General features: G+C 52.8%; 13 protein-coding genes. 5 read left to right on the top strand and 8 right to left on the bottom strand.

Going from position 1 to position 13297, the window contains the following annotated elements; genetic code table 11:
• The first annotated feature begins 29 nt into the window (after positions 1–29).
• Positions 30–953, top strand: a complete 924-nt coding sequence (locus ACO064_RS02095; protein WP_421825765.1) for a PorP/SprF family type IX secretion system membrane protein — start codon at positions 30–32, stop codon at positions 951–953.
• Positions 954–963: 10 nt separating this feature from the next.
• The gene (locus ACO064_RS02090) at positions 964–1836 is read left to right on the top strand and encodes a glycosyltransferase family 2 protein (protein ID WP_421830978.1); all 873 of its coding nucleotides are present in this window, start codon (positions 964–966) and stop codon (positions 1834–1836) included.
• Positions 1837–1838: 2 nt separating this feature from the next.
• Here the strand turns inward: ACO064_RS02090 and ACO064_RS02085 are convergent, their stop codons facing one another.
• Positions 1839–2318 carry a low affinity iron permease family protein gene (locus ACO064_RS02085; RefSeq protein ID WP_421825764.1) on the bottom strand — a complete coding sequence of 160 codons (480 nt, stop codon included), beginning with the start codon at positions 2316–2318 and terminating at the stop codon, positions 1839–1841.
• 123 nt (positions 2319–2441) lie between these two features.
• Here ACO064_RS02085 and ACO064_RS02080 point away from each other — a divergent pair, with 123 nt between their 5' ends.
• On the top strand, positions 2442–4301 hold the full coding sequence (locus ACO064_RS02080) for an ABC transporter ATP-binding protein (protein WP_421825763.1): 1860 nt from the start codon (positions 2442–2444) through the stop codon (positions 4299–4301).
• A 36-nt stretch (positions 4302–4337) separates the two neighbouring features.
• On the opposite strand, the gene ACO064_RS02075 is transcribed toward ACO064_RS02080, so the two are convergent.
• Both ACO064_RS02075 and ACO064_RS02070 read right to left on the bottom strand, forming a co-directional pair.
• Entirely contained in the window at positions 4338–6302 is a 1965-nt protein-coding gene (locus tag ACO064_RS02075; RefSeq protein WP_421825762.1) for a response regulator, read from the bottom strand.
• A 120-nt stretch (positions 6303–6422) separates the two neighbouring features.
• A complete protein-coding gene (locus tag ACO064_RS02070) occupies positions 6423–6812 on the bottom strand; it encodes a hypothetical protein (RefSeq protein WP_421830977.1) in 390 nt (129 codons plus the stop codon).
• A gap of 237 nt (positions 6813–7049) precedes the next feature.
• On the opposite strand from ACO064_RS02070, the gene ACO064_RS02065 reads away from it, so the two are divergent.
• Positions 7050–7655: a DJ-1/PfpI family protein gene (locus ACO064_RS02065; protein ID WP_421825761.1), complete on the top strand. Its 606-nt coding sequence runs from the start codon at positions 7050–7052 to the stop codon at positions 7653–7655.
• A gap of 192 nt (positions 7656–7847) precedes the next feature.
• Here ACO064_RS02065 and ACO064_RS02060 read toward each other — a convergent pair whose 3' ends face one another.
• The 4 genes from ACO064_RS02060 to ACO064_RS02045 form a co-directional block, all read right to left on the bottom strand.
• Positions 7848–8252, bottom strand: a complete 405-nt coding sequence (locus ACO064_RS02060) for a hypothetical protein (protein WP_421825760.1) — start codon at positions 8250–8252, stop codon at positions 7848–7850.
• A 138-nt stretch (positions 8253–8390) separates the two neighbouring features.
• Entirely contained in the window at positions 8391–9602 is a 1212-nt protein-coding gene (gene chrA, locus ACO064_RS02055; protein ID WP_421825759.1) for a chromate efflux transporter, read from the bottom strand.
• Between the two features lie 108 nt (positions 9603–9710).
• Entirely contained in the window at positions 9711–10667 is a 957-nt protein-coding gene (locus tag ACO064_RS02050; RefSeq protein WP_421825758.1) for an isopenicillin N synthase family dioxygenase, read from the bottom strand.
• A gap of 127 nt (positions 10668–10794) precedes the next feature.
• Complete coding sequence (locus tag ACO064_RS02045) at positions 10795–11505, bottom strand: superoxide dismutase (RefSeq protein WP_421825757.1); 711 nt, start codon at positions 11503–11505, stop codon at positions 10795–10797.
• 200 nt (positions 11506–11705) lie between these two features.
• Between ACO064_RS02045 and ACO064_RS02040 the strand changes: the two genes are divergently transcribed.
• Positions 11706–12665 carry a c-type cytochrome gene (locus ACO064_RS02040; RefSeq protein WP_421825756.1) on the top strand — a complete coding sequence of 320 codons (960 nt, stop codon included), beginning with the start codon at positions 11706–11708 and terminating at the stop codon, positions 12663–12665.
• Here the strand turns inward: ACO064_RS02040 and recR are convergent.
• Entirely contained in the window at positions 12652–13263 is a 612-nt protein-coding gene (gene recR, locus ACO064_RS02035; protein WP_114409753.1) for a recombination mediator RecR, read from the bottom strand. The two genes, ACO064_RS02040 and recR, sit on opposite strands and share 14 nt — an antisense overlap.
• Positions 13264–13297 lie beyond the last annotated feature (34 nt).

Genomic DNA, 13297 nt, shown 5'->3' with positions numbered 1-13297 from the left:
TACTTTCGTACACCCAACACGCCCTGTGAATGATTCGACCGCTCGTCTTGAAATTAATCCTCCTCATCGCCCTTGTTACGGCCGGAAGCCAGACGGTTTTGGCGCAACGCGAAGTTCTTTACGCCCAATATCTGAGTAACCCGCTGACGATCAACCCTGCCTACGCCGGGAGCCGGGAAGATCTGACGATGTCGGCCATTTTTCGACGGAAGTGGTTTGGACTTCAGGGACAGGGTTTCAACCGCATCACGCAGTCGTTCGGAGCCGACGGCGCGCTGTCGGGTGGAAAAGTGGCCATTGGCTTTCAGGCGTTGAATGACCGGATGGGGCTTTATTCAGCCACCGGTTTTTATGGTAGCCTGGCCTACCGGATCACGTTGCCGTCCATGGCGAAACTGTCTTTTGGCGCTTCGGGCGGAATCAACGTCATTCCCATTTACGATCCGGCCAGTAGCACGGGAATCAACAAAGCCATGCCGAGCGTTGGTGCCGGGGTCTATTACGAAGCCGAACGGTTTTGGGCCGGTGTGTCGATGCCCGAACTGGTGAACCGCCCGATTTCACTGGCCGGTGGTCAGAGTGCCGCCATTCGGTATCAGCGTCCCTTGTTCGTTAATTTCGGCGGACGCATTGCTGCAAGCCCAGGGGTTGATTTTCTGCCCTCCATTCTACTGACCCAGCAAACCGGCTATCCCCTCGGAATCGACCTGAACGCCCGAGTCTGGATCGAAGAAAAACTGGGTCTGGGGGTATCTTACCGGGCTAACAACAGTTCTCAGTTTGCGACGCTGAACTATATTGTGGCCCTGGCAGAGTACGAGCTATCGAAGAGCATTCGCGTCGGCTATTCCCTGAGCAGCAAACAGGTCGAAAACCCTTTCTACGTTCAGAAAAGTGTTCACGAAATTATGTTTCGTTTTACGCCGAGTCCGACTAAATTCAGATACCAGTAAGCGGATGGCAATGAAGGTTTCCGGTTTTAGTTTCATCCGCAATGCCCTGCAATACGATTACCCGATTGTGGAAGCCATCCAGTCCATTCTCCCGCTATGCGACGAGTTTGTGGTTGCCGTCGGTCGCTCCGAAGATCAAACGCTAAGCCTGATACAGTCGATTCAATCCGATAAAATTCGGATCATTGAAACCGTGTGGGACGATTCACTGCGCGAAGGAGGACGCGTGCTGGCGGTCGAAACCGACAAGGCACTGGCCGCAATTGCCCCGGATGCTGACTGGGCGTTTTACATCCAGGGTGACGAAGTAGTACACGAAAAATACCTGCCAGCTATCCGGGATGCGATGAAAACGTACAAAGAAGATGCACAGGTGGAAGGGTTGTTGCTTAACTACCAGCACTTCTACGGTTCTTATCGGTATGTGGGGGATTCGCGCCGTTGGTATCGCCGGGAGGTTCGCATTATTCGCAACAACGGTAACGTGGTGGCTTACCGGGATGCGCAGGGTTTTCGGACCCGCGACAACCGGAAGCTCAACGTAAAGCCTGTTGATGCTACGGTGTATCACTACGGCTGGGTAAAACCGCCCGACCGGCAAGCTGACAAACTCAGCAACTTCGGGCGATACTGGCACAACGACGAGCACATGGCCCAGACCCGCAAAGAGCTAGCAGGATTTGACTACCGGGGGGTAGACTCCCTGGCCTTGTTTGAAGGCACGCACCCGGCAGTCATGCAGGCCCGGATCGAGCGAATGAACTGGCAGTTCGACTTCGACATCCGGCAGAAGAAACTCTCATTAAAAAACCGCTTCCTGAAAGCCGTCGAAAACCTGACCGGCTGGCGAATAGGCGAATACCGAAATTATACGCTAGTGTAAGTCTACGCGTTTTTCTTTCTGGTTTTGTCCTTTCCCTGGTTTTGCATTTTTTCCTGATGCAATTCTTCCGCTTCCTCCACCGAATGCGACTCGGTTACGGTATTCTCCTTTTTCGCTTTTTCAACCAGAACTCCGTAAAAACGATGCAGGGTAACCAGTTCATCTTCCGACAAATCCTCAATGTTGAGCAGCCGGTTGCTGGCTTTGTGGTGTGAAGCAATCAGTTCATTCAGTTTGAGTTGAATAGCCATTGAATCCTTGTTCTGCGACTTCTGGATCAAAAAAACCATCAAAAAAGTGATGATCGTGGTACTGGTATTGATCACCAGTTGCCAGGTATCGGAATAGTCAAAAAGCGGCCCGGTAATGAGCCAGACAATAATGCTTAACAAGGCGAGTAGAAAGGCGGTTGAACTGCCCGTGGCCTTCGTAACCGCGGTAGCGAAGTGTTCAAATACGGCCACAAATCCTTTTTTGTTCATGGTTAGCTGGGGTATTTTGATATGATTTTTGGTAATCCGGACTGCCAGACGGCCGGAAAAACCGTAAGGTACTAACTCCGGCTGTACGAAGAACCAATTTGGTTCGGGTAATGTATGTTTACTATGGCAAAAACTCCCACCCCGGACTTTCCCGGCCGCGTCACCGGCGAAAAAGGTCAGGCTGAACTTTCCTGGAAAGACCGTTTTGCGGCACTCCGTAATTTGCCGGCCTTTTTTCGCATGATCTGGCAGGCGTCACCCGCCCTGTTTTTGGGCAATGCGGCCGTGCGGCTGGTTCGGGCGGCCATGCCCGCCCTGACGTTATACATTGGAAAACTCATCATTGACGAAGTGATCCGGTTGTCGGGCCAAACCGGTGGCGATGCTGAATGGCTCTGGATGCTGGTTGGAGCGGAGTTTGGCCTGGCCATTCTTTCGACGGCATTGGGGCGGCTGACCAGTCTGCTCGACGGTTTGCTGGGTGATCTGGTCACCAATCGAACATCCGTCCGGCTTATGGAACACGCGGCTACGCTCGATCTGGAACAGTTTGAAGATGCTACGTTTTACGATAAACTCGAACGCGCCCGGCGACAAACCACGGGCCGTTCTTTCCTGCTTTCCGGCGTGTTTGGGCAGGTGCAGGAACTGATTTCGGTGGGTTTTCTGGCGGCAGGCCTGGCGGTTTATAATCCGTGGCTGTTGCTTTTGCTACTCCTGGCGGTTATTCCGGCTTTCATTGGCGACAATTATTTTAACCAGAAAAGCTACTCGCTGTCACGAAGCTGGACGCCCGAACGGCGCGAACTCGACTATCTGCGTTTTGTGGGAGCCAGCGATGAAACGGCGAAAGAGGTCAAAATCTTTGGCCTGTCGAACTTCCTGATCGACCGGTTTCGGAGCCTGTCGGGGCAATATTACCTGAAAAACCGGGATTTGTCCATTCGGCGGGCGGGCTGGGGAACGGGTCTGACCATCATCGGAACCGTGGGGTATTACAGTGCTTACATTTGGATTGTGGCGCGGGCAGTAAATGGTGGTATTTCCATTGGTGACCTGACATTTCTGGCGGGTTCGTTCCGGCAACTTCGTGGATCGATGGAAGGTATTTTATTGCAATTCAGTAGTTTAACCCAGGAGGCCGTGTATTTGCAGGATCTCTTTGATTTCTTTGAGATCAAACCGCTCATTCATTCGACGGAAAAACCGCTGGCTTTTCCGTCGAAAATCCAGAAAGGGTTTGTGTTTGAAAACGTCGGTTTTAAGTACACCAACTCGGATCGCTGGGCGCTTCGTAACCTGAGTTTTACGTTGACACCCGGCGAAAAACTGGCGCTGGTTGGCGAAAATGGAGCCGGAAAAACGACGCTGGTGAAACTCCTGGCGCGGCTTTACGATCCGGCAGAAGGGCGGATTTTGCTCGACGGGCACGACCTGCGTGACTATGATCTGCTCGACCTGCGCCGGAACATCAGCGTGATTTTTCAGGATTATGTCCGCTTCAAAATGTCGGCAGGTGTCAACATTGCTGTGGGCGACATCGACGAACGAACCAACCAGCCCCGGATCGAAAACTCCGCACAACGCAGCCTGGCCGATACCGTCATTGCCAAATTACCGGGCGGTTACGAACAACAACTGGGCCGCAGTTTCGGAAAAGGCGTGGAGCTGTCGGGGGGCGAGTGGCAGAAAGTCGCGCTGGGTCGGGCCTACATGCGGGATGCGGAAGTCCTGATTCTGGATGAACCCACGGCGGCACTGGACGCTCGCGCCGAATACGAAGTCTTCCAGCGGTTTGCCCGCCTGACGGAAGGCAAGACGGCGGTGATCATCTCCCACCGTTTTTCGACCGTCCGAATGGCCGACCGGATTCTGGTGCTGGAAAGTGGGCAGTTACTGGAAATCGGCAGCCATACGGAGTTATTGGCGAAAGCGGGTCGGTATGCTGAACTGTTTCACTTACAGGCGCGTGGGTATCAATAACTAAAGTTTCAGTATATTTAACTGCGTCGAAAACCGTCAGCCTTTACGGTACGAAGTTGGGGTTTGGTGGTAAAACTCCCGAAAGACTTTGGTAAAATAAGAGGGTGTTTCAAAACCCACCAGATAAGCGGTTTCGGCCGCACTGTGTCCCAGGCGAAGCAAATCAATGGCTTTGCGAAGGCGGTATTGCCGGATCAGCTCCACCGGCGACAGATGGGTCAGGTTGTGTACCTTCAAGTACAGGGCTTTTCGACTCATCGCCAGTTCGTCGGCCAGCCATTCAACACTCAGCGTCGAATCATCCAGGTGCTGCTCGATGAGGGTGTACAAACGGCGCAAAAACTCGTCCCCAACGCTCAGGAGCGGGGTGGCGCTGTCGGGTTGGGCGAGTTGCTGGCGGTAATATTCCTGCAACCGTTGCTGGTGAATGAGCAAATTACGCAGCCGCAGCCGCAGTTCGCCCAGGTGAAAAGGCTTGGTCAGGTAATCATTGGCCCCCAGCGTCAGCCCCCGAAGACGATGCGTTTCGTCGGCACTCGACGAGAGCAAGACAATGGCAATGTGGTCGGTGGCCGGATCGGCCTTTAATTTCTCAATCAGGCCGTGTCCGTCCAGGCGCGGCATCATCAAATCCGTGATAATGATAGCGGGAAGTTCTTCTTTCGCCAGAATCCAGCCTTCGTAGCCATTGGCTGCCGACCGAACCCGGTAGGTCGTGGCCAGTTCGGCCACCATAAATTCCCGCAGTTCGGCGTTGTCTTCAACCACCAACACGAGAGGAGGTAGATCCGCAATGCCGGTCTGATTTTTACCGGGCGAATCCCCGGCACGGGCGGGCAGATCGATCGCTACCGAAGGAGCTTCCACCGGCGGGATTCCTTCCTCGCCATTCGTACGGTGAATGGGCAATTCCAGCACGAAAACCGTTCCCGACGGTTCAACGCCCCCTTCAATCTGGCTCTCGACCTCAATGGTGCCGCCCAGCCGCAGGGTGAGTTCGCGCACCAGTGCCAAACTGACTCCGGTGGTGTCGTTGGCCCGAATACGCTGATTATCACCCTGATAGTAGCGATCGAAGACGTGCGGCAATTTATGGGCGGTTATGCCGATGCCGGTATCGCGTACGGCCAGACGCCCCCCGGTAGGTGTCTGGTGGAGTGAAACCGTGATGCCACCGACGGACGTAAACCGGATGGCGTTGGTCAGCAAATTGAACAGAATCGTCTCCCACTTGCCTGCATCGAAGCGGTAATTACCAGCGGGTAAATCCGTTTCATAGGCCAGAGTAAGGTTCTTGACGTCCGTCGAGGGGCGAAACAAATCCACCAGTTGGCTCACAAAACCGGGCAAATCGCCCACCTGCTCGACCAGTTCCATTTGCCGGGCTTCGAGCTGGTTGAGTGTCATCAACTGGTTGATGAGCCGCAGGATTTGCCGGGCGTTCCGGCGGACGGTGACCAGGGGCGGGTGAAGGTGTTCCGGCAAATCGCCGGTTTCCAGCAGTTTATCGACCGGAGAAATGATCAACGAAAGCGGGGTACGCAATTCGTGGGTAATGTTGGTGAAAAACCGCGTTTTCATGGCGTCGACAGCCTTCGATTCATGGGTTTCGCGCAACTGATGAATGTACCGGCTACTCTTTTCGATGGTGATTGTAAGGTCCTCGAAATCAATGGGTTTTGTTAGAAAGTCGAAGGCACCCCGGTTCATGGCAGTTCGGATTTTGGTCATGTCGCCGTAGGCTGTGAGGACTACTGCGGGCACCAGAGAATTCATTTCCTGAAGACGGTTCAACAGTGTTAGGCCGTCCATGCCGGGCATGTTGAGATCGGTCAGGATCAGGTCGATGTCCGGTTGCTGTTCCAGAATCAGGAGGGCCTGTCGGCCGTCCCGGGCAAACACAAACTCGTAGGTTCCATTTTGAATAGCCTGGCGAAAACGTTGCCGAAAAAGGGTTTCCAGATCGGCTTCATCATCCACCAGGAGTATTTTGGTCTTCATCGTAAGGGCGGGCTATTAAGGGAATTTCAAATGTAAAATGGAGAATTTTCAATGTAAAAGTATCGTTAGACCTTGCACTTTTACATTCAACATTCCTCATTTTACATTTATCATTCGAAATTAAAGGTTATTCGTGCTTTTTAAAGCCCAATAAACCAGTACAGGCTGGAAAAATAACCGTAAAAACCGCTTTTTATCCGTATTCAGGCCAAAAGCACTGCGTTTATTGGCGTATTGGGAGATGTTACCGGGAAAAATAGCCGTAAAAAATGAGGCTGCAGCTTTTCCGATACTTTGTTCGTGCTTTTGTCCCGTAAATACCAGACTGCTGCCCAATGCGATTTCGGCCAAACCGGAATACAGAACCGTATCGTCTTTTTTTAGAGGCACCCAATCCGGAACCTGCGCCTTGAATTCTTTCCGGGCAAAAGTCAGGTGACTGATACCGGCAAATAGCAAACTACCCCCTAATAAAATTCGGGCTGCTTTCCGTCCATTTTTCTCGTTCATCATTTCCAGTTTTTATGTTTCAGAAGCCAGTCCCCGTAATGTACTCAATAGACGGGGTTATTACATTCTTTTGTAAATAACTGGTTTATTGCTTGCAGGGTTTTGTTGCATTGGATTAGTAACGTGGCGGACAGCCAGATGACAGGGATCAGCCGGGGAATACAGGAATGTATTGCTTTCGGAAATTTGGAACCATCCCGCAGGAACTCTAATTTTACCTGAACGCTTTTTCTGCTCATGCGCACGGTTGCCATTTTTCTCTTCAATGAAATCGAAGTGCTCGATTTTGCCGGACCCTTCGAAGTTTTTGGTGTGGCCGGTCGGCACCACGACCCCAAACCTTTCCGGGTTGTTACGGTGGCTGAACGCGGACCGGTTTATGCCCGCAATGGTCTCAGTCTGAACCCAACCTATCTGCTCAATGATCATCCAAAGGCCGATATCATCATTGTACCGGGCGGAGGTGGTCAGCACGCGGACGGAACGCCCTACGGCTCCCGGCGGGAAATGGACAATTCGGCGGTGCTCAACTGGGTTCGCCGGACGGCCGCAACCGCCGAACTGGTCCTGTCGGTTTGTACCGGATCGTTTATCCTCGGCAAAGCCGGTTTGCTGGACGGTCTGGCCGCTACAACGCATTTCCTGGCGGTCGATGGCATGCAAAAAGCCGCCCCGAATACCGAACTACGCCTTTCTGAGCGGTTTGTCGATAACGGAAAAATCATTACTTCGGCAGGGATTTCAGCCGGCATCGACATGTCGCTGTACGTCGTCGGAAGGCTATTGGGCAAAACCGTCGCCGACGAGACGGCCCGGTATATGCAGTACGATTATTGGAAATGAAAGCGCTGGAGTACCGGGCGAAGTTTGCGAGGGAAGCCGTTATCTAGCATTGGAGCAATAGCGGCCCGGTTGCTGGTCGGCAGCTCTCATGCGTTATCGAAAACTTTTACAAATGAAAAAAGGCCAACGCTTTGCAGAGTCAGCCGTTCCGGGTGGATATAATCAGTCATTTGTAGGTTGGGGCAATGCGATTTAGTTGAAAGCCACCAGGCGGGAAACCGGACCCGTTTGTTGTTGGCTGCCCAGGGTCAGTCCGTAGGTGGTGGTTTCGACGCCATTGGTGATGGCGATCTGGTAGATTCCGTCGGGCAATGAACTGACGTCCAGCCGTAGCCGGGAAGCCTGGTGACGTTTGCCAAACTGCTGGACGAAGAATTCGGCTCCGGCCTTATTGGTGAGCCGAACCATCACAGAGCCACCGCTTTCTTTGTTTAAAGCAATTTGAACTTTTCCTTCACGGGTGGTATAAATACTACTTTTAAAAGAAGCTACATTTTTGGGCCGGCCGATGGGTTTATGAGTTTCAGCCAGAGAAGCAGAGACGGTAATCAACGTCAGGGTAAAGGCGACGAGCAGGGATTTGATAAGCGTTTTCATGGCGTGTGAAGTTTTGGTTTGGTTATCCGTTTTGGATAGATCAAAGGTCGGCTTCAACGCCCGAAAAGGCTGTCACAAATGAGTCAGTCCCTGTTACTTTTGAGAAACCAGGCCGGAGGCAGGTCGGGAGCAAGTGGTTTAAACCAGAAAACCGGCGAAAAGTCCCGTAACAATCAGCAGGTAGGGCGGTATTTTGGTGTATTCCAGCAGTAAAATCGTGACAACAACCACAATGACCGACAGCCCGTTTTCGGCCATGGGTTGAAACAGAGAAATGGCCGCCGATGCAGTGAGCCCCGTGCTGGCGGCATTGATTCCTTCCAGCGAAGCCCGAACGGCGCGGTAGCGTTTCAGTTGATTCCAAAACCGGTACACGAAGAATATCAGGAAGGTGCCGGGCAGGAAAATACCGGCGGTGGCCGAAAAACCGCCCAGCAGTTGACCGCTCAACCCGTCATCCCGCATGGACAGTACCCCGATGTAGGACGCAAACGAAAAAACCGGCCCCGGTGTAACCTGCACGATGGCTAAACCCGACAGAAATTCCTGCCGACTCAGGTAGTGCTTGAATTCGACGAACTCGTTGTAGAGCATGGGTGTCAACACCTGCCCCCCGCCGAAGACCAGACTACCGTTGCGGTAAAAGTTTTCGAACAGGCGGAGGGGGAGCGATTTGGTGATGGCCCCCAGCGTAGCGGCAGCCAGCAGGACACCAATCCAGAGAAAAAAGTTGGCCCATTGAATATTGAATGGCGCTTTTTCCATCTTCTCGTGTTTCTTGTAGGCAAAAGCCGTGGCAAAACCGCCTGCTACGAGAACAACGGGCGTGATATACGGCGACGGAAAGGCATAGGCTGTGAGGGCCGAGATGATGGCCAATACCATTCCCATCTGGTTGAGAATCACCTTTTTGGCAATTCGGTAACCGGCCACGATCAGAAAACCGACGGCCATAGGCTGAATAAACCGGGTGAAATTCAGCGAGATGGAGTTTTGCTGAACGTAATAAATGCCAATGGCCACCAGCGTCATGACCATCACACCCGGAAACGCCCAGACAATCAATGTCAAATACGCCAGGTTGGGACCGCCGATTTTGAACCCCAGGGCCGTAACGGTTTGCGTGGAAGTCGGGCCGGGCAGGATCTGACAAAGGGCGTTCAACTCCATCAATTCGGCTTCGGTCAGGTAACGCCGTTTCACCACAAACCGGTCGAGCATCATCGCCAGGTGAATCTGGGGGCCACCAAAGGTCGTACAGGCCAGAATCAGGACGTCTTTCAGGAAAATAATATAGCGTATGCGCCTTACCGGAGCGATAGGAGAGAGCGTTGAAAGGTAAGAGGCCATACACGAAGATCGTTATTCTGTCGTACCGTGAACCGGAAGACTACCGGCATGGGGCTGGTCACGGTACGACAAAAACAAGCGGGTAACTCGAACGAAAGATACCAGAATTTAACTCTTCTTCAAACCCAGTTCGCGTAAACGCTCATCGAGGAAAGCACCGGCGGTCATATCTTCGTAAATCTTGGGGTTTTCGGTCGAAATGCAGCTTTCCAGTGAGGTCAGGTCCATATCGCCCCGGGGGTGCATGAAAAACGGAATCGAATACCGGGGGCTGTTCATTTTTTCGCGGGGCGGATTCACCACGCGATGGATGGTCGATTTCAGTTTGTGGTTTGTCAGGCGGTCGAGCATGTCGCCGACGTTGACAATCACCTGATCAGGGAGAGCCGTAATCGGAATCCATTTACCGTCGCGACGCAACACTTCCAGCCCCTCGGCGCTGGCACCCATCAGGAGCGTAATGAGGTTGATGTCGCCATGTGCAGCGGCCCGAACGGCCCCTTCCTGAACGAGATCGGGGTTTAGCGGGAAATAGTGAATGGCGCGCAGAATGCTGTCGCCGTGGTCCACTTTGTCCTCAAAATAATCTTCCGGCAGTTCGAGATACAGGGCAATGGCCCGCAGCAGCGTCCGACCCGCCTGTTCGAGGGTCTGGTAAGCAACGACGGTATTTTCTTTGAAATCCGGGAATTCGTCCGGAAATACATTCTCCGGCATCCCGTTGATCGGTTCCGGTTGTCCGACGTGGTAGAATTCCTTCAAATCGGCTACTTTAAAACCTTTCGCCGTTTCTTTATTCTTGCCCACATACCCACGCTGGCCGTGTAGTTCCGGGAATTCGTATTTCTTCTTGGTTTCTTCGCCGGCCGAAAAAAAATCTTTCACCGAGCTATAAAGATTGTCCGTCAATTCGTCGGTTAAACCGTGGTTTCGGATGGAGACAAAACCGATGTTGTTAAAAGCCGCTCCCAAATCCCGGACAAATTTCGCCTTCCGCTCTTGATCTCCGGACTTGAAATCGGCCAGATCCAACGACGGAATCTGGTCATAAAGAATGTCGCTCATGTTGTTGATGCCCTCCGTTTAGTCAATGCGCAAAGGTAGTAAAAAACGCAGTTGAGCCTACCGGTTTTTGGCAATGTATACCGTATACATTCCCAAACCGGTAGGCTCAAATAATGGATTTGCCCTGTCAGGCTTTCATGGCAGCATTATACAACTCATTGACTTTCGCCCAGTTGACCACGTTCCAGAACGCAGCAATGTAATCGGGACGGCGGTTTTGGTATTTCAGGTAGTAAGCATGTTCCCACACGTCGAGGCCCAGGATCGGCGTACCTTTCTTCTCGGCCAGCGCCATCAGCGGGTTGTCCTGGTTGGGGGTTGAAACGATGTCGATGTTTTGTCCGTTGACAATCAGCCACGCCCAGCCGGAACCAAAACGGCCCGTTGCCGCTTTGGCCCATTCTTCCTTGAACTTATCGAAGGAACCATACTTTTTGGTGATGGCTTCGGCCAGATTGCCGGAAGGCTGTTTGCCGCCATTGGCACCGAGAATGTTCCAGAAAAACGTGTGATTCCAGTGGCCGCCCCCGTTGTTCCGAATGGCCGCGGGGGTGCTGCTGTCTATCTTTTTCACCAGTTCGTCAATGGACATTGACGCCATCGCAGAACCGGCTACGGCTTTGTTCAGGTTATCGACATACGCTTTATGGTGTTTGCCGTGGTGGATTTCCATCGTCTGTTTGTCGATGTGCGGTTCCAGCGCACCCGAGTCAAAGGGGAGCGGAGCCAGTTTGAAGGGCCCTTCGGCCTGGAACGACCCGGCAAAGGCCGACGACTGGAGGGCTTTCAGGGTGAGGACGCTTCCAAAGGCTACTTTTAAAAACTCACTGCGATTCATATCTAAATAGTTTGAGGTGAGATACCCGGTTTGTTGGAAAACACGCCCGAAACGGCAATGTTTTCATGATTCGCAAAGAAAGCGACTTTTTTGCAACAAACGTCACGGAATTCGGTTTCCGTTCGCTCAAGAGTGAGAATCCGATGCGGATGAAAAAGGGGAAGTTTCGTAGTATTGCGGCACAGTAAACAACTCCTGAAATGAATCGTTTTTCGTTCCTGCTTCTGGCGGCCTTTTCGGTTGCCATCAGTTGCTGCGTGAATCCCAAGGCCTACTCGCCGGCCAGCGGTCGCATTCGGACCGTCACGCTCCCTACCGCAACGGCCCAGATCGAGCGCGGTCGTTATCTCGCCAACCACGTGGCGGTTTGTATGGATTGCCATTCCAAACGGGATTATTCCCGGCTGACAGGGCCGGTTGTGTCGGGAACGCTGGGTGGCGCAGGGGCAGAATTCGGCAAAAACTACGGGTTGCCGGGAACGTATTACGCCAAAAACATCACACCCTTTGCGCTGAAAAACTGGAGCGATACAGAGCTATTGCTGGCGATGACGGCGGGCGTTTCGAAAAACGGAAAACCGCTGTTTCCGTTGATGCCCTACGCCAATTACGGGAAAATGGATGAGAGCGATGCCCGGTCGATTCTGGCTTATGTGCGAACGCTGGAGCCGGTGGAAAATGCCGTACCCGAATCAAAACCCGCTGCACCGATCAAACTGGCGATGAAAATGATGCCGCACAAAGCCCGGTTTCAGACGATGCCCGTTGAAAAAACCGGGGCGGAATACGGAAAGTATCTGGTTACGATGGCCGGTTGCGCCGACTGCCACACACGCCGGGGGATGGGCGGAATGACGAAAAAAGCCGCTTTTGCGGGAGGCACGGAAATCAAACTGGCGAATGGCATTCTTCGCACGGCCAACATCACCCCCGATTCGGAAACCGGTATCGGAACCTGGACAAAAGCTGCATTCATCGCCCGGTTTAAAACCTACGACCCAACGACGTTCAAAGCACCCGACGTGGGGAATGGATTCAATACCGTCATGCCGTGGTCGATGTATGCCGGGATGTCGGAGCAGGATCTGGGAGCGATTTACGACTACCTGAAAACCGTAAAACCGGTAAAGAACAAAGTGGACGTTTTTACTCGTAGGTAATCCGGCTCAGAATACTCCGGCCCAGCGTCACTTCATCGGCGTATTCGAGATCACCGCCAATCGGGACTCCGCGGGCAATGGTCGAGATTTTTACGGAAAACCCTTTGAGTTTCTTTTGCAGGTAAAATGCCGTGGTGTCGCCCTCCATCGTTGGGCTGAGGGCCAGAATGATTTCCTTGACCGCATCGCTGTCGGGGTTCCGGAGCCGCTCGACCAGCGATTCGATTTTTAAGTCGCTGGGACCAACGCCCTCGACGGGCGAGATGATGCCGCCCAGCACGTGGTACATGCCTTTGTATTGCGCCGTGTTTTCGATAGCGAGCACGTCGCGGGTGTCTTCCACGACGCAGATCAGCGAACGGTCGCGTTTGTGGCTGGCGCAAATACCGCACAGGTCGTGGTCGGAGAGGTTGTGACACTTTCGGCAGTGCTTCACCTTCGACCGCATGGCGATCAGGGTTTCCGCCAGACTTTTCGTTTGTTCTTCATCCCGCTTCAACAAGTGCAAAACCAGCCGGAGGGCGGTTTTTTTGCCAATTCCCGGCAATTTAGATACCTCGTTGACCGCGTCTTCTATTAATTTGGAAGGAAACTCCAAGTTGAGTGCGTTTTAAATGAATAACGAATAATGA

Origin of the sequence: Larkinella sp. (assembly GCF_965227735.1) — a bacterium.
GTDB lineage: Bacteria > Bacteroidota > Bacteroidia > Cytophagales > Spirosomataceae > Larkinella.
The sequence above is the reverse complement of the archived record's forward strand: the minus strand, read 5'-3'. Positions and strand labels throughout refer to the sequence as shown.